Here is a 23645-nt window from a genome sequence, read left to right on the forward strand (position 1 = left end):
CAATGATCAAAAATAAAATTCTGATAATTTTTCTGTTAACAGTCGCCGGAAATTTATTTGCTCAAACCGCAAGTTTCGATTGGAAACTGCACGATGTTGGTAACGTAAGACAAGTTGTTACAAACCGCGGTGGATTCAATGCTAAAGGTGACAATACATTTAGCTTCAGGGGTTTAATAAATTGCGAGCATCCACCCAACAGTGGTGTTGAGCATATGACTAACTCCGGTATTACAATAGGTGGAATATATGGCGGTGTTAGATCAGTTTCTGTTTCCGATGGGGAATCCGGAAACACACACGAATTTTATCCTACCGATGAACCCTGGGATACTGTTTGGGTTGTTGGCAGAAGAGATACTGTTGATATTCCTTATTGGAAAAAATATGTCGGCATTTCAGATCAGGATTTTGTTTGCCGGTATAACGATTATGGACCTATCAGTCAGAAAATTACAGATCATAGACCATTGTATATAGATGTAATTCAAACTTCCCATGCTTGGGCAACTAAACCACTCGATGAATCGATAGTAGTTGATTGGTATATTATACCAACCCAGTACAATTTGGAAGATGTTTATGTCGGAGTCTATTTAAATGGTAATGTTGGTTACGTTTTTAATGGTACAGACTATGCCCTGGATGACCAATCATTCTGGAGTTCCAAAGACACAATACAATTTGCAGAAGATGTACCTGGAGGTGTTGATGGAAATAATAGCATGCTGGGAGAAAAATTTTTCTGTCCGCGGAATAAAAGTAATAGTTTAACGCTTACTTATATCTGGTGGAATGGAGGTAAAGCTTCCCCGCCTGCGTTGGATAATGATAAATATATTCAAATGGGTTCCGGCGAACAGATGGAAGACCAGGCAAGCACCGGAGATGGTACTAAATCCCAGCTTTCATTTGGACCATATGAAAGTGTAAAAGTTGGCGATACACTTCATGTAACTATGGCAATAATTTTAGGTTGGACAGAAAATGAGATTAGCGGTAAAGCACAATTCCTGGAAAAGATAAGACCACGGTACAGAGTTCCTTCGCCACCACCAAGTCCAAAAGTAAGAGTAGTGGCAAGCGATCAAAAAATAACTTTGAATTGGGAAGCGCAACCCGGGGATGTTAATCCTGAAGAGTTTCTTGATCCCGATAGATCTGACGGAATTAAGAAATCTTTTGAAGGGTATAAGGTTTACAAAAGTACTGAGAGTAAAAATGGTCCCTGGACTTTGCTTGGTCAGTACGATCTCACAAACAATTATGGACAGAATACTGGTTTGGTTAGAGAATTTACTGACGAAGGATTATTAAATAATATTGAATATTACTATGCTGTTACTGCATATACAATTCCTGATACTAAAAGTGGTTTTCCTGAACTTGAATCTGGCAAAACAGTAAGCAGTTTAACAGTTGTTCCCGGAACACCGCCGCCACCTACAGTTGGAAAAGTTGCAGTTGTTCCTAATCCTTATCGAGGTGATGTTGCATATAATACTTACAGTCCTCCGTGGGAAAAGCCAGGCGGTTCAAGAAAAGAATGGATGGAGCAGGATAGAAGAATTCAATTTATTAATCTCCCGGACAGATGCGAGATAAAAGTTTATACAATCGCCGGCGATCTTGTTACAACCATTCGGCATGAAAGCATAACAAGAGGTTATGAAGATTGGAATATAACTTCATCTGTTGGTCAGGCAATTTCAAGTGGAATTTATTTGTACACAGTTCAAGATTTAAATAACGGAAAAGTTCAGGTAGATAAATTTGTAATTCTTAAATAAAAAATTTTATTGAAAATCTCCAATCTTGTGATAAATATTTCAAGATGGAGATTGGATTTAATCCAAGAAAACCAGGATTGAATTTATGTTTAAAAAATTTCTTACAGTATTTATTCTTTTAACAGCAGTGGTTTTTGCACAGTATGAAAGGCCCGGTAGCACGGATGGACAGTTCCTGAAGATTGGAGTTAGTCCCCGTGGTACCGCTCTGGGCGATGCTTACATTGCTGTTGTTGATGGCGCCGAAGGTACGCATTATAATTCCGCTTCTTTAGCATGGCTGCAAGGAACAGACATCGTTTTTAATCATAATGTCTGGTTTGCAGGAATCAACCACGACTTTGCCGCTATTGCGCATAACTTTGGAGATTACGGTACTTTCGGACTTTCTGTAATTGGTTTATACACAGATGAAATGCTTGTTCGAACCCCACTTCAACCCAATGGAACCGGAGAAACTTTTTATGCCGGTAATTATAAGCTTGGATTAACATATTCGCGTTATTTTACTGATAGAGTAACTGTTGGTGCAACTTTTAATTATGTCAATCTTTCTTTGTACAAAGGATTTTCAGCAAGCGCCATCGCTATTGATATTGCAACGATGTATGTATCTGAGTGGCGCGGATTTAAATTTGCGATGCAGATTTCTAATTTTGGTTCGAATGTAAAATTTGTGAATGAATCTTATCCGCTTCCAACCAATTTTACATTTGGAGCTGCAATAAATGCAATAGAATTAGATCAGCAAACTTTTTTGGTTAGCTTTGCCGCCACAAAACCAAATGATGGTTCACCTCAGGCTCAGTTAGGTGGTGAGTGGAATTTTTTCAATACTTTTTTTGCACGCGGCGGTTTGCATTTGAATCATGAGATTGCAAAGTATTCCTTTGGTGCTGGTTTTAAAATTAACATTAGTGATATTGATGTAAAAGCAGATTATTCATACAGCGATTTTAGTCTTTTAGGAGTGGCGCATAGATTCGGAATTGGATTTTCAATTAAATAGTCAATCTGTTTTCTTTTTCAGATTCAATAAAAAATTTATCTTGCCCCACTCGTAAAAGTGGGGCTTGCTTTAAGAAGGGAAATATTTTTCAAACACTCTAAAGATTTTTAGTGTGAATAATAAAGGTTTAAAATGTGCGGCAAATACAAATCATTTTTTATTATTGCATTCTTCATGATTCTTTTTACAGTCACGCTTTCTGCTCAGGGAAGGGACTCGATATATCATCGAACTTTTATTTATCATTCGGATAAATCAATTTGCGATCATAAACTGCCGGATGTTTCTTTTACTTTATTTTTAGATCGTACAGAAAAAAACATTCTTATAGAAAGCTCTCCAAGGTGGGACCCGAATGGAAGTTCGAATATTCAGTCAGGTTCATTCGGGATTGAATTAGCGAATTTTCGTAACCCGAATATTTATGTTGGTGATAGTGTGTTTTTCCGGTTCAATTGTGCTTCTAAAAAAGAACAAGGTTTTCTCGCAACTAAGCTGCCATCAATTCCCTGGGTATTCTCTCAATCAATTACAATGAATAAAGTTACTCTTCCTCCAAAACCACAAAATATAATTTTGACTAAAGATTCTATTTCTGGATTCAGAACAATCACCTGGAGTGTCATTCAGCAATCAAACTATAAAATTTACAGAAGAGATCTTGATGATCTTTCGCCCTTTGGACAACAGCGTAAAATGTATTTCTTACTTTCCAATACAGCAGCCGGCTACTTCGTGGATTCAACTTCGGGATTGAATAAACGTTATGGATATATTCTATTTCCTGTTTCTGAACTGGGCATTGTTGGAATGCATTCCGATGAAGTAAATGAAGAACCTGTTATAGGTTTGGGTGATGATCTGACAATACGGTACATTCAGCGCCAATCTGTAATCAGTTGGATATGGAATGCCGAAGATCCAAAACGGCAGGGTTGGCCCTCCGCCGGACAAAAAATTTTCTGGCAGGCAAATGTAAAAAATTGGTTTAACAAATCGCTAACTAATATAAATTATAAATGGTTTTTAGATGACATTGTGGCTGACAGTGGAACTGTAAGTATAAATGCCGGCGATACTGCGAATGTTAGTCTTCCCTGGAATTGGACTTTTGAACGGCATGAATTAAAGTTTGTTATTGATACAGACAATAAATTTTTTGAAGAGGAAGAACAGAATAATGATTTAACAGTTTACACAGACGCAATTACTGTTGGTTTATATGTCGAACAAGGCGTTTATAATTACTTCAAACAGTACCAAAAAGAATTAGGTGTTCATTCAAACAGTTGGGAGGATTGGGCACAGCGGCATATTAAACGCTGGAATCAAATGCTGGCAAATGCTAAATATCCGGAAAGTCCGGACGGAGTATTAGATAGAATCCGTTTGGATAAAATTACTGTTGTTCCGGATGGTGCTTTACCTTTAGCCGGAGGATTACCAACAAACAATCCAAATTTAAATGACCGCACAGTGGATTTGCAATGGGGATTTCCAGCAACAGGTATTCCTCCGCAAAGTAATTTTTATTCTAATCATACTAACGCAGGCGATAATAATCCATTTTATTTTGAAGGTTCTCTTTTTCATGAACTTGGACACGCACGATATTTAATTGATCTCTATGGATTTAATGTTCACGATAATGGCAGCGGAAACACTGTTGCAATCAAAGAGAAAGGAAAATTAATTGTTGGTACTCCCTATATGCCCTTAAGCGGGGATGCTGTTCATTACACACAATTTTTAGGATTGATGAATGGACAATATACCTACATAGATCGATATAGCGCTCCGGCGCTAAACTTAATTGCCGGGCATCGTGCTGTTCAGGGTAACTGTAACTCGCCGGGCAATATTGGAATTTTTATGAATGACCTTCCATCAGAAAATATTTTAACACTTAAAGATGACAGCGGAAATTTACTCCGGAATGCTAACTTAAAAATTTACCAGGCAACTGGACAAACCGGAGTGTGGTACGGAAAATATTTTGATAACCTTCCCGATTTGAGTTTTATAACTGATTCACTTGGAAGAGTAGATGTCGGCAGATGTCCGTTTTCTAAAAACGGTAACATTACACACGATTATGGAATTTCAAATTGCGTTTTAATTTTGCGTGTTGAATATGAAGGAAAGATTGGTTATACGTTTTTAGAATCGACTTACTTCAATCTTGAATATTGGAAAGGAAATACTGAAACAGCAAACTATGATGTCAAAGTTAATCTGGTAACAGCGACAGGTGTTGAAGAAAATCAGATAATTGAAAATTTTATTTTCGATCTTGAACAGAATTATCCAAATCCGTTCAATCCACAGACAGTTATTAAATGGCAATTGCCGGTTGGAAGTTATACAACACTTAAAGTTTATGATCTTCTTGGAAGAGAAGTAGCCGAATTAGTAAATGATTTTAAACCAGCAGGAAAATATCAAATTGAATTTGATGCTTCTGCGCTACCGAGCGGAATATATTTATACACATTAACCGCAGGAAGTTTTTCTGAATCGAAAAAAATGATCATTCTAAAATAAATTTTAATCTGGATTATAAATGGATCGCTTCCATAATTAAATATTTTGAGGTTTAGATGAAATTGAAAATAATGTTTTGCTTTATCGTTTTATTTGTTGTACAAACGGCTGCTCAAACCCAGCTTGATAATTTATTTTCAATCTCGCGTCTTTCGTATTTGAAGAACAGCAGGATGATTCAAATATCCAGCTATGATACATCAGGTGGTAACAACGATTTCCTTCCTATCAAAAAAGGAAAATCGGCAACACTTGCAAATATAAAAGGACCCGGAGTAATTGCTCAAATGTGGGTTACAATTTCTTCACGTGATCCTTATTTTCTGCGAAGGATATTGCTTCGGATGTATTGGGATGGCGAAAATAATCCTTCCGTGGAAGCACCAATCGGCGATTTTTTTGGAACAGGTTTTCAATACAAACAATATATTTCTCAGTTTGTTGGAATGACAAGCGGTGGATATTATTGTTACTTCCCAATGCCGTTCAATAAATCGGCGCGGATAGAAATTGTGAATGAAACCGGGCAAGACATCATTTCATTTTATTATCATATTGATTATCAGAAACTTGAAAAAAGCTTGGAGAAAGATGTTGCTTACTTTCATTCCTGGTGGCACCGCGATGCAAAAACAAATCCAAAAGAAAATTATTTAATACTCGATGCTGAAGGGAATGGGCATTTTGTTGGAGTAAATATGAGCATGCAAGGGTATGATGGAAATCTATGGTTTCTTGAAGGTGATGAAATGGTTTATGTAGATGGCGAAAAATTTCCATCTATTTACGGAACTGGAACAGAAGATTATTTTAACGGCGGTTGGTATTTTAACAAAGGAGAATTTTCAGCACCTTACCACGGAGTGATAGTAAAAGATGATTCACTTTCCCGCATTGCTGTTTACCGCTTTCATTTAGGTGATGTAATTCCGTTTAAAAAATCGCTTCGCTTTACAATTGAACATGGACACGCAAATGAGGAAACCGTTGATTACAGCAGTACGGCATATTGGTATCAAAAGGAACCGCATAAACAATTTCCTGCAATGCTTGCTGCTAATTTAAGAATTCCGTTAAGAATGATAATTCCAAACAAAGCGCTGGAAATGGATTCTCTTCAAATATCCGGAACGCAATTAAAAAGTAAGATTGAAGATATGTCAATCTATGGTGCTGACTGGAAAGGAAATCATCAGTTAAAAGTTGAAGGAAAAAATCCCGGAGATGATTTTGCTCTCGATATTCCATCAGTCTTGGAAGACAAGTACAACATTGATATTTATTTTACCAAGGGACCAGATTATGGAAATGCTGAAATTTTTTATGATGATGAAAAGCTGGCTGAAATAAATGGATTCAATAAAGAAGTATTTCCCGGTGGAAAAATTTCACTTAAAGAATTGAAATCTGTTAATGGAAAAATTCCTTTGAAATTTGTAATCGCGGGAAAAGATGATAAATCTATCGGCTACGCAGTTGGACTTGATGCCTACGTAACAGAACCAAACCGTAAATTTATTCCTGAGTGGTATATGATCGGTCCTTTTCCAAATCCAAATGATGAGAAGAACAACCGGCTTGGGCTTGACAATCAGTATCCTCCGGAAAAAGAAATCGAACTGGAAAAAAGTTATAAAGGAGTAAACGACAAAGAAGTTGGCTGGACTTTAGGTGAAACTCCAAAAGAAGGAAGAATGGATCTTTATAAATATGATCCTTATGAACACGTTGTTGTTTATGCCTTAACTTACATTTACTCGGATGTTGAAAAAACAGTTCCTCTTCTTCTTGGTTCAGATGACGGCATAAAGGTACTACTCAACGATAAAGAACTTTATCGCGTGCTGGCAATTCGTTTGTCCGAACCTGATAAAGATAAAGTGCAACTCAATCTTAAAAAAGGCTGGAATAAACTTTTGCTTAAGATTGAGAACAACTTAGGCGGATATTCTTTTTATGCACGGATATTGGATTTGGATAAATCTTTAATCATCAGCCCGAAACAAGAAAATTAATGTTGCAAAAATTAATAATATTTTTGATTTACTTTTGTTCCAACGGGTTTCCGCAGGGCATAGTTATAAACGAACTGATGCCATCAAACATTTCTTATATGAAGGATGAAGATGGAGATTTTTGTGACTGGATTGAGTTATACAATGCAAGCGGCGAATCAAAAAGTTTAGCGGGTTGTTTTTTAAGCGATGATTTTTCTAACCTGAAAAAATGGAGCCTGCCTGCGATTTCATTATTCCCAAAGCAATTTAAAGTTATTTATGCCTCAGGAAAAGATAAACGAACATTCTTCCATTATGAAACTGTTGCTGATTGGGGAGATGAATGGAAATACTTCGTTGGTAAAACCAATCCACCAACTAATTGGGCGTCATTCGATTTCAGTGATTCGGATTGGTTATCAGGTTCAAGTGGATTTGGTTATGGCGATGGTGATGATTCAACAAACATTGGGAGTACAAATATTTTTCAACCATCACCAGTATCATGTTTCATTCGGAAAGAATTTAATGTTGAAGATGTTACCAAAATAACAAAAGCATTTTTACACATTGATTATAATGATGGCTTTGTGGCGTACCTAAATGATAAAGAAATTGCACGAAGCAATTTGGGAGTGACTGGAATCCACCCTTCGTATAATGAATTTGCTGAGCAGCAGCACGATGCTCTGATGTTCAGAGGATTGCAGCCGGAAGAATTTATTATTAATCAAATTCAGCCATATCTTCACGATGGAAAAAATGTCATTGCGATTGAAGTGCACAATGAGTCGTTGTATTCTACTAACTTAAGTCTGATTCCTTTTTTTACTTTAGAGATGACAGAATCTCCGCTTGCATCGTTGGGGCAATCAGGATTTTTAACATTTCCGGATTATACATTTCATACAAACTTTAAACTGAAATCCGGTGGAGAATCACTTTATCTTTCAAATTCGATTGGAGAGATAATTGATTCGGTTCAATTTTCAAATGTACCCGATAATGTTTCCCTCGGTAGAAAACCGTATGGTGGTGAAGGCTGGTTGTTTTTTAATGAACCTACTCCCGGCTCCGAAAACAGTACACCTGGTTTAGAATTAAACAATGGCGAAGTTAATTATTCGATGATGAGCGGAAGCTATTTAAGCAGTTTTAATCTTGTTCTTACATCAACAAATCCTGGGCAAAAAATTTATTACACACTGGATGGTAGTGAACCGAATGATAAATCCAATCTTTATCAGAATCCAATTACAGTTGATAGTGTAACCATTGTGAGAGCAAGTACAATTGATGATGGATTGCTGCCGGGGAAAATTTCCACGCAAACATATTTCGTGAATAAGAATTTTGAATTACCTGTTATCTCGTTTGTAACTGATCCTGAAAATTTATGGAGTGAGCAGAAGGGAATTTATATTCTTGGTCCGAATGCAGATATGAGCGATTATCCTTATTGGGGAGCAAACTTCTGGCAGGATTGGGAGAGACCGGTTAACATTGAATACTTTGATAAAAGCGGTATTTCAAAATTTCATTTTGATGGTACTACAAAAATTTATGGATCGTGGAGCCGGCTTTATCCGGAAAAATCATTTGCCATTTATACGGGTAAAGAAACAATCAATTATCAGATCTTTCCGGATAAAAAAATTACTGATTTCCATAATATTGTTTTAAGAAATGCCGGGCAGGATTGGGGAAGAATGTTTTACCGCGATGCAATGATTCATTCACTTGCAAAAGATATTGGACTTGATATGATGGCATATCAACCGGCTTATACATTTATTAATGGAAAGTTTTGGGGAATCTATAACATCCGGGAAAAAATTAATGAATGGTATATCGCCTCCAATCACAACATCGATCAGAATAATATGGATATGATTGAACGCGATACAACAATTTTGTCCGGTGATGCGGTTGACTATAATTCAATGATAAATTTCCTCTTTACAAATGATATTTCAATTCCAACAAATTATGAGATTCTGAAAACTCAAATGGATGTTCGGAATTATATGGATTATATGATTCTTGAATGTTTCATTGCAAATTCTGATTGGCCATGGAACAATGTAAAAATCTGGAGGCAAAAGAATCCGCACACAAAATGGAAATGGATTTTATTTGATACGGACTATGGATTTAATGGCGGGCATCTTGGTCCCGATGCTGATATGTTTGCAGAACCCCGCGCTCAACAAAATCATACAACATTTTTATTCTTCAAGCTGCTGGAAAATCCGGAATATAAAAAAGAATTTATAAACCGAACCGCAGATTTGCTCAATACTATTCTTTCAACAGATTATACTAAACAACGGATTAATGAATTCAAGTTGAAGATAGAACCTGCGATGCCGAAACATATTGAGCGCTGGAAAAATACTTTTAATGAAGTATGGTGGCTCGGTAAGTCGATTGACACGATGCAGGAATGGTATGATAATATTCAGGTTGCAAATAATTTTGCAAATAACCGGCAGGATTTTTTGCGCCAGCAATATGTAAATGAGTTTATCTTAAAAAGTGGAGTTGGGATAATTAATTTAGAGATTAATAATTCAACTGAAGGAAGAATCAAGATTAACAGTTTGGAAATATCGGAATTCCCCTGGAGTGGGAAATATTTTATTGACAATCCAATTACTTTAACTGCTATTCCAAATACTGGCTACCGATTTGTTAAATGGGAAGGATTGGATGGAAACAATGGCGAATCAGTTTCAATTCATTTTACTCATGATCAGAAGATTAAAGCAATTTTTGAAATGAACATAAATTTCTCAAGCTCAGTTGTAATAAATGAAATCAATTACAACTCCGCCGCCAATTTTGATACTAAAGATTGGGTCGAGATTTATAATAACACAGATTCGACAATCGTTTTAAACGGCTGGAAATTTAAAGACTCAAATGATGAGCACGTTTTTGAATTACCTTCAAACTCATTGTTGCAAAGTAAAAACTTTTTAGTTATGTGTGAGGATACAACAGCATTTAAAAATTATTTTCCCGGAGTCCGAAACAGCTGCGGTAATTTTAATTTTGGTCTGAGCAGTCAGGGCGAACTTCTCCGTGTGCTTAATTGTAATGATGTTTTAATTGATTCACTAACGTATAATCCCAAATTAAGCTGGCTTACTGAAGCTGATGGAAGTGGGAAAACTATTTCATTAAAAAATCCGAACCTACAAAATTCTGATCTACAAAACTGGGCAGTTTCAATTGGGACTGGGACGCCTGGAAAAATTAATGATGTATACGCGTCGACTAAAGAAAGTGATGTGAGAGGTAATCTACCATTGGAGTTTGCGTTATTTCAAAATTATCCCAATCCTTTTAATCCGGAAACTATTATCAATTATCAATTACCTTTTAGCAGTTGGGTAAAACTAAAAATATTTGATGTGCTGGGGAATGAAGTGACAACTTTGGTTGATGAGGATAAACCTGTCGGTGTTTACACTTATCAATTTCTAATCTCAAATTCTGGTAAGCAGAATCAATTATCAAGCGGTGTATATTTCTATTTACTAGAAGCAAGACAAACAAACGGCAGCACTTTCAGAAGTGTAAAAAAGATGGTGGTTTTAAAATGATTATGACCGATCTAAAGAATAACCTGGCTAACTTTCCGCATAGAAGGTTGAATATATTGACGGGTGAGTGGACTCTTGTTTCCCCGCATCGTGTAAAACGCCCATGGCAGGGAAAAGTTGAAACGGCTGCCATTGAAGATAAACCGAAGTATAATCCAGACTGCTATTTATGTCCGGGGAATGAAAGAGCTGGAGGAAAAAGAAATCCTGTTTATGACAATACATTTGTATTTGATAATGATTTCAGTGCACTTCTGCCGGAACAGCCGGAGTTTAAATTAAATCAAAACAATTTGCTATTAGCCGAAAGTGAAAAAGGAATGTGCAAGGTGATCTGCTTTTCCCCCCGCCATGATTTAACTCTTGCCGAAATGGATGTAAAAGAAATTGTAAATGTTATTGAAGTATGGACAAGTGAATATGAGATTCTTGGTTCCGAAGAATTCATTAATTACGTACAGGTATTTGAAAACAAAGGCGAGATTATGGGATGCAGTAACCCGCATCCACACGGACAAATATGGGCGCAGCAAACAATACCGGTAGAGCCAGCTAAAGAAATTATTCAAATGAAAAAATATTTTAATGAAAAGAAAACGTGCCTATTGTGCGATTATTTGAAAATTGAAATTGAAGAAAAAGAAAGAATTGTTTATGGGAATGATGATTTTATTGTCCTTGTTCCGTTCTGGGCAGTTTGGCCTTTTGAAACAATGATTCTTTCCAAACGGCATCTCGGCAGTTTAAGAGATATGAATCCGCAGGAAAAGAATTCGTTTGCTGATGCAATTTCCAAAATAACAATTAAGTATGATAACCTTTTTAATGTTTCATTTCCTTATTCCTCTGGTATTCATCAAAAGCCAACAGATGGAAAGAGATATGAGGAACTTCATTTTCATATGCACTTCTATCCGCCATTATTACGATCGGCTGCAATAAAAAAATTTATGGTTGGATATGAGATGATGGCAAATCCGCAGAGAGATATTACTGCTGAGTTAAGTGCAACAAAGCTAAGAGAACTTTCGGTTGTTAATTATAAAATACGTTGAAATTAAGGAGTAGAAAAATGAATAAAGTAAATTTAATTCCGAACCTGACAAATAAAATTGTGCTGATCTTTATTTTCTTGTCTTCAATAATTTATTCGCAGATTTTAGTTTCTGAAAAGATTGATCTTCAATCTGGAATAAATGAACAGAAGATTCAAGTTGAAATATTGCCATCCACTTTAGCTCCTAATGTTAATAATCTTTTTGATGGTCAAAATTTTTCTTTCGTCGGTGGCTCTGTGGATAGTATTACAGTAACAGTAAGCTTTGATGAAGCAATAAAAATTTCTGAGTGCAAAACATTTTTTGTCCTGTATGCCGGTCAGTATTCACTCGAAGCGGCATCCACCGATGATGATTTTAACAGCAGGACAGGAACATACCAGCAAATTCTTAATAATAAAAATTATGTTGCAAGTAAATTAGATTCTGTTGAAATAAATCTGGACATTGTTAAAGTTCTCCGTTTGACAGCAAAGAATCCTCAAACAAAAACAACTTATATCGGCGAATGGTCTCTCTACTATAACAACAAAATTGTTTCGTTGATTATTCTTCCATATCCGCCAAGACTTTTACCAAATACCAGTATAAAATTAAAAGCTGAAATGCTGGACGAAAAAGGTAAAACTTATCCGTACACTCTAAATGAAAATATCTCCTGGACTTCATCCAATCCAACTATTGCATCATTTAATGATGATAATTCAATCCTAACCGGCAAGCAGCTTGGTAATACTACAATTACTGCGCAAACTGCGTCTGGTATTTTAAAAGGAACAGCAACTGCAACAGTGGAAAATGATTTTGTTTCTGAAAAAGCTGCGACCAGAATTGTAAAAGTAGCAGTAGTATACCAGGATCCAATGGTAGGAATTGGTGAAAAATTCCATAACCGTTATGGATGGCAGGATCCCAAATTTTATGTCCAGGAGTTAGTTAAAGCTTTTAAAACTGCAAGCGATGGTGTGATTCAATTTGAACTTACCGAAGTGCATGATGACCAAGTGCTATTTTCAAAACTTGATACAACTTATTTGACTGTTGGGCAAGTGGTTACTTACCTTGATGAACCAGGCTGGGCAACGATCCGTAACCTGGCTGAAAAAGAAAACAGAATAAAATTTGATTATAAAGGTATGCTCAAGTATTACGATTTTTACAATAAGCGCCAGCAGGGACTTATTGATGAAGTTTGGGTTTATGCCTGGCCTTTTGGCGGAATGTATGAATCGCAGTTGGTTGGTGTTAATGCTTTCTGGTGGAACTCGCCGCCAATTTCTGATGTGCCTGCAGAGTTTACTAAATTAATTTCTGTTATGGGATTAAATTACGAACGCGGTGTTGCAGAAGCGATGGAAAGCTTTGGACACAGAATGGAAAGCGCTTTGTGGCATACCTTCGGAAGATGGGATGGGAATAATCCTAATCCAAACAACTGGGAAATCTTTACTACAATTGATAAGAATAAACCAGGTATGGCTCAGGTTGGTAACATTCACTTTCCGCATAATGGAATGAGCGATTACGATTTTAGTAACTCTAGAATGGCTGCTTCGTATGCGGACAACTGGAAAAGATTTCCCTGGCTGTTAGATGAGAAGCGGACTTTTAATTGCAGCGATTGGGGATGCTCTCATCTTGGATATATGAAATGGTGGTATAACCATCTTCCAAGATACCAGGGAATAACAGATGGAATCCTTAATAACTGGTGGCTTTACTGGGCAGACTACGAAGGAGCAGTTGATCTGGCAAAGGAAACTCCGGTTGTAAAAGTTGAGGATGATTTCAAAGGACAACCACAAGGATTTAAATTAGAACAGAATTTTCCAAATCCTTTTAACCCCAATACTACAATACATTTTCAAATTCCAACTTCAGGATTTATCAACCTTAAAATTTATGACACGCTTGGGAGAGAAGTAAAGACATTGTTAAATAAGGAAGCGTCCGCCGGATCTTACTCAGTAAATTTTAATGCTGCCAAACTTGCAAGTGGAGTTTATTTCTATAAGCTGCAAGCTGGTGCATTCAGCCAAACCAAAAAATTAATATTGATGAAATAATCTGGCGGAAAATATTTATGATAAAACATCTTATCAACATTTCAATTGTTTTAGTAATTATATCCTTGTGGGGAAGTAACGATATTCTTTCAGGAGAAAATGGAAAAGGATTAACCATCAGAGTTCTTGTTCTGAATTTTGATCCGTTGATTCCACAAAAAGAAAATCAACCGCTTCACTTAATCTGTAAGTGGAATGATCCACATAAACTTTCAGATGGCTATATCGAAGACGTAAAGCAATCGAGCGGCGGTTACATCAATTATAAAATCGTTGAGTGGCAGGATGTTGATGCTTTCCCAGTTAAAGCGGATGGATTCAAATATAATCCGGAAATGTATATGGCATGCTTCGAGAAAAAAGATAAATGGCATGATCCAGATGGAGTTGATTATGAAAAACTGGTTGTTGATTACGGAGTTGTAGATAAAATAGATGGTGATCAAATTGATGAGTTGTGGATTTTTGGTGCTCCTTACTTTGGTTACTGGGAATCTGCAATGGCTGGTCCGGGTGCTTTCTATATTAACGGCGGAGTGTACGACAGTGTAAAATCTAAAAAGCCATTTGTAATTATGGGATTTAATTACGAACGCGGAGTAGCAGAAATGCTTCACGATCTATCTCATCGGACTGAATCAACAATGACGCGAATTTACGGCGGATGGGAAATTGACAAACTTACCACAACCTGGGCTCGCTTTGCCGCAAATGCTTTTCAGTCAAATGGAGTTGCAGCAGTTGGAACATGCCACTATCCGCCAAATGGAGAAAAGGATTACGATTATAAAAATCCGAGAATTGTAGAAAGCAGTGCTGATGACTGGTTGAACTTTCCCAAGTTGACAGGTGAAAAAAAGAAAGTATCCTGCGAAACCTGGAGAGGACCAGATTACCACCGTAACTATATGAAATGGTGGTTTGCCCGTTTACCAAAAGCTGAAGGATTAAACGAAGATGGTAAGTTGAATAACTGGTGGGAATATGTTTTCAATTTTAATTCATATACAGAAACGGGAAAATTAATAAAGTAACTAAGCATCAGAAGATGGTTGATGGGGGAGGTTTGATGGATGATGGAATAAATGTAGAAAATTATTAATTGGATAACCAAAACTAATGGAGAAGTTTTAATGAAGAAATTTTACTTTGTAGTTTTTCTTTTAATCGTTTTATCAAACATAAATTTTGCACAATCAATCCAGACAGTAAATTTATCTACAGGAAACGGATTAGAGGTTGCCTCTTATTTAATTGATGGAAAAACAATTTCTCTTAAACAGCCGCTTCCTCTTTTTTCATTCGAGCTAAACGACACACTTATAAATTCATCTTCTGCAAATGTAAATATTGTGGGAAAGGAAGTTCATTTCACTTTTCCACAGGGTGTAAAAGGAATTTTGATTCCCGAAGAAAAATTTTCACCTGGATGGAAAGCGCATCTTGTTCTTACTAATGGTAGAAAAGAAATAGTAAAAATCTCCAATCTCGTTCCTCTTGGTCAATCTCGGGAAAGAATTTATATCGCATCTTCAGAGCCTTGGAATTTAGCAAGCAGCAAACTCTTTCGTCCTGGTTTAGGTCCGGTTGGAATTGTTCTGCCGGATAATGCATGGCATCTTGGTTTCTGTGCCGCTGAAGTAGATTCTCAAAAATCAATTTGCGCAATTGCCAGAAGAACTAACAGTAAAGATGCTGAAGTAAGGCGTTATTCCACAAAACTAAATCATGGTGGAATCGTTGAGTATGATATTTATGCAGATCAATATTTTGGCGACTGGCATAATGGTTTAAAGATGATGTTCCAGGAAAGATATCTTTACGATTTAGAAAAATTTGACAACAAACTTTTTGAGCGTGATGATTTGAAGTGGATCCGTAGTTCGTACGTTATTGCGCTTCAAGCAGGTTGGGATCACGAGTATTATGAAAAAGATGATAGCAAATATAAATTTCAAGATTACCTTGCCGAAGGGCAAAAATTATTTGGTGGCTGGGATGTTTTTGCAATCTGGCCTACGTGGCCAACTTTAGGGCTCGATCAACGCAACCAATGGGATCTTTATGCTGATTTACCCGGAGGACTTAACAAGATGAAAGAGCTTTCGGGTTTAGCGAAGAAAATTGGGACGAAGTTTTTTATCTCTTTTAACCCATGGGATAAATCAACACGCCAGGAAAATTTTTATACCGGAATGGCGCGACTGATAAGAGCAACAGATGCGGAAGGAGTTGTACTTGATACATACGGAAGTTCAAGCGATACTCTTCAGATGGCTGCAGATGGAGTGAAACCCGGTGTAATAATGTACAGCGAAGGAATGGCTGTTCCTAAAGACATGCCCGGTATTGTTGCTGGTCGTGTGCACGATGCTATCTTTTTACCTCCGCCAGTAAATATGAATAAATTCATTAAACCGGATTTTGCAATCTTCCGTGTCTGCCAGTTAAGAGAAGGAAGGATTCATCGTGAAATTGCAATCTCGTTCTTTAACGGTTATGGTGTAGAAATGAATACATTTGGACCGGGGAGACCAGATTGGAAAGAAGAAGAATATTTGTACCTGGGAAGGACAACAAAAATTTTACGAGAAAACACTTCTGCATTCAACAGCAAAAACTGGCTACCGCTTATTACAACATTAAAAGATAGTATTTGGGTTAACAGCTGGCCCAGTGATAATAAAACTATTTACACAATATTTAGTCTGAAGCCGGAAGGGTATGATGGACCGCTGTTCGAAACGAGTTTATCCTCTAACAATCATTTTGTTGATTTATACCATCATGTTGAATTAAAAATTGATACGATCAAAGGAAAATATTATTTGCCGGTTAATGTGCAGGCATTCGATAAATCTGCACTTGGAACCCGAATGGAGGGCAATGTTGATTGCATAGCTCAATTCCCAAAGTTGCTTCAGGTAAAATTAAAACGTGATTCACTTTTCATCTGGGCGAACACTGGTAAAAAAATATTGGTTTGGGCTGGAATACCTTCGTATCAGAACACACCGAAAGAATTTTCTATTGGTTCTTATCAATTAAAGCTTAGAGATTTGTTTGGAAGATATGAAGGTAAGTTTGTTATTCAGTTGTTTGATGAAAAAGAAATTCTTGATGAAGGAGTTGTAGAAATTATTCCTGGTACACCAAGATTGGTTAGTAAAGTTGATCGGACAATCCCCACAAATAAAATTCCTTCCGGAATGATTGAAATATCGGCAGGGGAATTCAATTTTAAAGTTGATGCGAATGATTCGTTCGTTCCTTATCCTGATTTTACTAAGCCGGAAAAAGTATTCATCAAAAAGTTTTTTATGGATAAATATCCGGTTACCAACAAATTGTTTTATGAATTTGTAAGCGATTCTAAATATAAACCGGCAGATACTAATAATTATTTAAAGCACTGGAAAAATGGTTTGTACTTGAAAGAAGAGGAAAATTATCCCGTCGTTAATATAAGCTTAAGTGATGCTAAAGCATACACAAAGTGGGCAGGAAAAAGATTACCAACAGAAATAGAATGGCAGTATGCAGCACAAGGAAGCGATGAAAGAAAATGGCCATGGGGGAAAGATTTTGATTCAACTAAATGCAATAATGCATTGGGCAATCCTACAAATGTTGATTCATTCCCGAATGGAAAAAGTCCGTTTGGAGTAATGGATTTGGTGGGTAATGTATGGCAGTTGACAAATGATGTTTATGATAACGATTCAGAATACTTTGCAATCATTCGTGGTGGAAGTTATTACAAACCAACATCAAGCTGGTGGTATGTAAATGGCGGACCTCAGCAAGTTAATCATAGCCAGATGCTGTTGATGGTTTCTGATGGCTTTGAACGCAATGCCACTGTTGGTTTCCGGTGTGTAAAAGATATTGAATAAGAATTTAGAACTTTAGCAATGAAAATTTTACTGCTAGGCATAAGCGAAAAAAAATATTTTTAATTTATTTTAGGTATAGTATGAGACTAACCATTCATATAGAAATCATTTTTCTACTAATCTTTCTTGTTTTAACCGCAGCAGCGCAAACTAAAATTGTTCGAACAGCATTCCTTTCCGTTCAGGAAGAGAAATTATTGACCCCGGAATTAAAAGCTGCCTATGACTTCTTAAAAAGCAATAAGGAATTCCAAACAAAGCTTATTACTTTCACTCAGCTAAAAAATAATCCATCTCTGCTTAAAAATTTGGATGTTGTGTGGTATCATAAGTCAGATACTCTGGGATTTTCCAAAGATGAAACAGATGCTAAAGTAATCGAATCATTGAAAAACTATATTACCAATGGTGGAAATCTTTTTCTAACGATGGAAGCATTCAATTATGTTGTTAATATGAACCTGGAAACTGAAATTCCAAAAGTAAAATATGTTGAATCAAAAGATGAAGGATATGGAAGGAAGCTCGGGCTGCATTCTTTCCGCAACCATCCAATCTTTGATAAAATGTTTGGTGGTGCCTATATCTGGAATGCCTACGAGGATAACAGATGCAGGCAGATAGGATATTTTGATGATGTCATTCCAAACGGAAAAGTGGTCGCAGTTGATTGGGCATATATAACTTTATTTGAAAATTCAAAATTAATTTTAGAATATGAACAAGGGAAAGGAAAAATTATAGCTGTTGGTGCATATACTTATTTTGCCCCAAGGAATTTTAACAGACCGCTTCTTGAATTGTTCACAAAAAATTCTATTAACTATCTTGCAGGAAAACTGGATGGTGATAGAAAGTTTTATTGGAGCTATAAACCACAAGAGTTAGTTCTGTTTACTAATCCGCAATCTGCAATCACCATTCCACAATCCAAAGTGTGGGACAGAAATTTAGAATCGATGAAGCTTACTTCTCTTTATGGTTCGGAAAATTTTTACGATGTAGCCGGACAGCGAATGGTGATAATGGGAAAAGAGAAAGGCGGGATTGATGAGATTTGGGCGCATCCTTTTATGGCATTACGCGATTACGAAGTCGGTATTCAATTTTCTTATCGCGATACAGTTTACTGGCTTGGCGATCAACGCCCTTTCATCGAAGTAAAGCCGGAATCATTCACCCGCACCTATAATTATCGCCGAGCATTTCTTAAGGAAGTTGTAATTGCAGATCCGGAAAAGCCGGTTGGTGTTGTTCACTATGAATATCGTGGATTGTTTCCGGCAAAGCTCATAATCAAATTTAAAAGCAATATGCGTTATATGTGGCCTTACTCAGAAAGAGCACTTGGATCTATTTATTATAATTTCGATTCAGCTTTAAATGCTTATACGCTTAAAGATGGAAGCGGGGATTTTAATGTAATAGTTGGTTCTAATAAAATTCCTCTTACAAAATTGGAAGGAAAGTTCGACAGCTTTGCAAAGAAAGATTCAGTGTTTACCGGTAAAGAAACAAAGAAATTTCAATTTGCTGCTATTCAACAGTTTAGTTTGAAAGAAAATGATAATATGGATATAGTTATAGTGGCAACTGATCAGGGAAAAGAAGAAGCATTAACTACATACAAAGATGCAATCCAAAACCCGGAAACGGTTTATCAGCAAATCACCAAATACACGCGTGGAATTCTAAAAGACAAACTAACTATAACTTCTCCTGATAAAGATTTTAATGAAGGTTACCGCTGGGCTATGATTGGAACCGATAGATTTTTTGTTCATACGCCGGGAGTCGGGAAATCGATGGTAGCAGGTTATTCTACAACCGCAACTGGTTGGGACGGAAATCAAACTGTTAGCGGTCGTCCTGGGTATGCGTGGTATTTTGGCAGGGATGGGCAATGGAGCGGTTACGCACTTTTGGATTACGGTGATTTTGCAAAAGTAAAAGATCTTTTAGAATTCTTTCAAAAGTATCAGGACCTAACTGGTAAAATCTTTCATGAGTTAACAACAAGCGGTGTAGTTCACTACGATGCAGCCGATGCAACTCCGCTTTATATTATTCTTGCTGGAAAATATTTGCGCCACTCCGGTGATGTTGAATTCATTAGAAAATCCTGGGACAATATTAAGAAAGCAGTTGATTACTGCTTTTCAACTGATACCGATGGTGATCATTTAATTGAGAATACAAATATTGGTCATGGGTGGGTGGAAGGTGGAAAACTATACGGAACGCACACAACTTTATATCTTGCTGGAAGCTGGGCGGCAGCGTTAAGAGAAGCCAGTAATATGGCGAACAAATTAGGTCTCGATAAAGAAAGCAAATTCTATTCTGATGAATCTTCTTTAGTTACAAATATTATCAACAAAGATTTCTGGAATGAGAAGCGCAGCTTTTACTACGATGGAAAATTTAAGGACGGAACTTATCTTGATGAACCAACCGTTCAGGTTTCTGTTCCAATTTATTTTAATACAATTGAAAAGAACCGGATACCTTCTATGTTAGATGAATTTGCGAGCAACAATTTTTCTCCTGATTGGGGTGTAAGAATAGTTAGTGAGAAAAGTCCACTCTTCAAACCGTATGGTTATCATTATGGGAGTGTTTGGCCCTTGTTTACAGGCTGGGCTTCTCTGGCTGAATACAAAAATGGAAAATACGATCAAGGGTTTTTCCATGTTATGGCAAATTTAAATGTATATAAAAACTGGGCGCTTGGATTTGTTGAAGAAGTTATAAATGGTGCAGAGTATAAACCATCGGGGGTATGTAGGCATCAATGCTGGTCCGAGACGATGGTGCTTCAACCATTGCTGGAAGGAATGCTCGGACTGGAACCATCTGCACTGGAAAACAAAATAAAACTTGCCCCGCACTTTCCTGCGGATTGGGATTTTGCTGAAGTTGAAAATGCAAGATCAGGTTCGCAAAATCTTTCTTTCAAAATGAAAAGAGAAATGGACAAAACCATTTATACGTTCGAGCATTCAGGCAACAAACCGCTTGAAGTTGAGTTTAATCCTTCATTTCCACTCAAGACAAATTTTGAGAAATTATTCATCGATGGGAAACAGGTTGAATTAAAAATAGCAAATGAACAGCAGGCAGTTATAATCAATTCTTCTTTTACTATTGATAAAAAAGCAGTTGTTGAAGTTTATCATAAGGGAGGTATTGCTGTTATTCCTGTAGTTACAAATCCAATTCCAGGAGATAGCTCACGAGGATTCAGAATTATCTCTTCCAAAATAGATGGAAACGATTTTGTTGTTAGCGTAGAAGGAAAGAATGGTAATCAGGAAGTGATGCAGGTTTATTGCCCGGCGAAAAATATACAAAGTGTGGAGAATGGTGAGATTGCAGGAGAAGAAAATGGAATTTATAAGATAAGGATTAACTTTGTTCATCCATCAGGAAAGTATGTAAATAAAGAAATAAAAATAATAACTAATCCGCATTGATCAGTTTGATCAGCGCCATCCGCGTTCTATATAAAAAACAATAGAACACGGATAACGCAGATGATACGGATTTGCGCCGATAAGACACCGGAAATATTTTAAGGTATTAAAATGAAAAACCTTCTTGCTTTTTTAATTCTTTTAACTGTATCAACTTTTTCACAATATTTATCTGATCTGAACGCGACAAAAGTTGATCCGCTTTATACAACTTATGCGGCACCGCTAAGTCGGGCTGAGTTTATCGTCGATCAGGGTTTTCAATTCATCTGGTACGATCAGGAACGAGGAATTGAATATCAAACAGATCAAGCTGGCAATATGGGAATAGCTTTTAAGTGTAACGGAGTACTTCATCAAAAATTGCAGCAATATTACAAGCAGCCAACCATAACCGCAAATTATAGCGATTTGGTAAAATATTATTATTATCCCTTTCAGAACATCCGTGTTGATGTTCTCTTTCAGGTTTATAATTCAAGGATTGCAATTCAGGATTTGAAGATAACAAACGAAGGAATAAGCGATGCCGCGTTTTCAGTCTACCCATATATCAATCATACTAATGGAAAATATTCTGATGTAAACCTTACAAATGAAAATGATGGTTTTACTTTCCATCACCGCGAAACCCCAGATGGTTGGATGAAAGAACACAACATACCCTTTCAGGAAGATCTGCTGAATGTATTTATAATTAATAGTTCGATTGATGCATCCGGAGTGTACAATCAATTTGATGCAAGGAAGAAAGACAATGATAGCTTGTTTGTAAATGATCTGAAGTTGGAATCTTTAAGTAATCTTGCATCAGACGGGATCATTAAAGTTCTTGCCTTACAAAAAAATTATCTTATGAAACCGAATGAATCGATAAATGTAAAAATCATAAAAGGAGTGGTTGAAGGAAATAAAGAAGCAAATGAACTTTTAACTCAATCCAGAAATCTGATGAAGGAAGATTTAAATAAATACTTGTTGGAAGATGAAAAAACTTATAGCGCAATTCCTAAAATCAAATTTGATAAAAAAGATTTTGAGATGATGTATTGGAATGCTTTCTCACTAATCAGGCAATGCATGCTTCCACCCGAAGGAAAAAGTTCATACAATTATTATGTTTTCTCCCGCGAACCACAATGGGGCTGGGGGCATGGCGGGCAAGTCTTTCATGAAAGCCTTGTGATGTTGGCGTATGCTTTTATGGATCCAGTTGGTGCGATGAACTCCCAGCGTGTATATATGGAACGTCAGTCGGACGATGGTTACATCAATTACAGAACCGGACCATATTTGGATGAGCAGATAACAACGAACGGACAAAATACTTCATCGGCTCCATGGTTCAACTGGCAAAACTGGGAAATATATAAAGTTACTAAAGATAAAAAGTTTTTAAAGGATGCCTACAAGTCGGGTAAGAAATTTTATAATTATTATGTGAGCAACCGCGATTCCGATAAAGATGGTTTATGCGAATGGGGTGCTCATGCAGTTCTTGAATCTGTTCGCGATGCGTTTGTTGCAGTTTGGGATGAAGTTGCCGATCCTTCTAACTTTGAAGGCGTTGATGTTAACTCGATGTTGGTAAACGAAGCAAAAGCTCTTTCTGAAATGGCAAAAGAATTAGGAGAAGATAATGAGTCCAAAGTATGGCTGGACGATGCAAACAAGAGAGCTGACCTGATTAACAAATTTATGTGGGACAAGGAAACAGGATTTTATTACAACATTGATAAAAAGAATCATAGCTTCACATTTAAAAATCAAAATGATCTTAAGAGAAAAGAAATTATTGGATTCTTACCAATGTGGGCGGGCATTGCTACAAAAGAACAAGCAGTCGAACTAATGAAACATATGAAAAATCCTGCCGAGTTCTGGCGGAATTACGGCGTTCCAACTTTAGCGGCAAACGATAGCTACTACAATCCGATTGGCTATTGGAATGGACCTATTTGGGTTCCGTGGCAGTATTTAATATTCCGTGGATTGATGAATTTTAATTACACTACCGATGCAAAAGAATTGGTAAATAAAGTACTTGATAATGTTGGCTGGCAGTTAAAAACCAATCATTGGTTCTGGGAATTTTACAGTGCCGATGATTATCAGGCAGGATGGAATAAGACTTATATCTGGACAGGAATAATTTCAAGAATGCTAATTGATCTTGACAAAATGAATAATAAATGAGC

General features: G+C 36.7%; 11 protein-coding genes. All 11 read left to right on the forward strand.

Annotation, left to right across the window (positions count from 1 at the left end; translation table 11 throughout):
- The first annotated feature begins 2 nt into the window (after positions 1–2).
- The 11 genes from NTX22_10315 (at position 3) to NTX22_10365 (ending at position 23643) form a co-directional block, all read left to right on the forward strand.
- The gene (locus NTX22_10315; GenBank protein ID MCX6150908.1) at positions 3–1790 is read left to right on the forward strand and encodes a hypothetical protein; all 1788 of its coding nucleotides are present in this window, start codon (positions 3–5) and stop codon (positions 1788–1790) included.
- An 85-nt stretch (positions 1791–1875) separates the two neighbouring features.
- On the forward strand, positions 1876–2799 hold the full coding sequence (locus tag NTX22_10320; protein MCX6150909.1) for a PorV/PorQ family protein: 924 nt from the start codon (positions 1876–1878) through the stop codon (positions 2797–2799).
- A 132-nt stretch (positions 2800–2931) separates the two neighbouring features.
- Positions 2932–5343, forward strand: coding sequence for a T9SS type A sorting domain-containing protein (locus tag NTX22_10325; GenBank protein ID MCX6150910.1), 2412 nt, complete (start codon positions 2932–2934; stop codon positions 5341–5343).
- Between the two features lie 56 nt (positions 5344–5399).
- Complete coding sequence (locus NTX22_10330; GenBank protein MCX6150911.1) at positions 5400–7358, forward strand: DUF2961 domain-containing protein; 1959 nt, start codon at positions 5400–5402, stop codon at positions 7356–7358.
- A complete protein-coding gene (locus NTX22_10335) occupies positions 7358–10951 on the forward strand; it encodes a CotH kinase family protein (protein MCX6150912.1) in 3594 nt (1197 codons plus the stop codon). Before NTX22_10330 ends, NTX22_10335 begins: the two co-directional genes overlap by 1 nt.
- Entirely contained in the window at positions 10948–12006 is a 1059-nt protein-coding gene (locus tag NTX22_10340) for a UDP-glucose--hexose-1-phosphate uridylyltransferase (protein ID MCX6150913.1), read from the forward strand. The genes NTX22_10335 and NTX22_10340 overlap by 4 nt, the downstream gene beginning before the upstream one ends.
- A gap of 17 nt (positions 12007–12023) precedes the next feature.
- Positions 12024–14075 (forward strand): T9SS type A sorting domain-containing protein, encoded by a 2052-nt coding sequence (locus NTX22_10345; GenBank protein MCX6150914.1) that lies wholly within the window; start codon positions 12024–12026, stop codon positions 14073–14075.
- Positions 14076–14092: 17 nt separating this feature from the next.
- A complete protein-coding gene (locus NTX22_10350; GenBank protein ID MCX6150915.1) occupies positions 14093–15109 on the forward strand; it encodes a hypothetical protein in 1017 nt (338 codons plus the stop codon).
- Between the two features lie 99 nt (positions 15110–15208).
- Entirely contained in the window at positions 15209–17971 is a 2763-nt protein-coding gene (locus tag NTX22_10355) for a formylglycine-generating enzyme family protein (GenBank protein ID MCX6150916.1), read from the forward strand.
- A gap of 80 nt (positions 17972–18051) precedes the next feature.
- The gene (locus NTX22_10360) at positions 18052–21447 is read left to right on the forward strand and encodes a GH116 family glycosyl hydrolase (protein ID MCX6150917.1); all 3396 of its coding nucleotides are present in this window, start codon (positions 18052–18054) and stop codon (positions 21445–21447) included.
- Between the two features lie 111 nt (positions 21448–21558).
- Positions 21559–23643, forward strand: a complete 2085-nt coding sequence (locus NTX22_10365; GenBank protein ID MCX6150918.1) for a trehalase family glycosidase — start codon at positions 21559–21561, stop codon at positions 23641–23643.
- Positions 23644–23645 lie beyond the last annotated feature (2 nt).

Source organism: Ignavibacteriales bacterium (assembly GCA_026390815.1).
Taxonomy (GTDB): Bacteria; Bacteroidota; Ignavibacteria; order Ignavibacteriales; family SURF-24; genus JAPLFH01.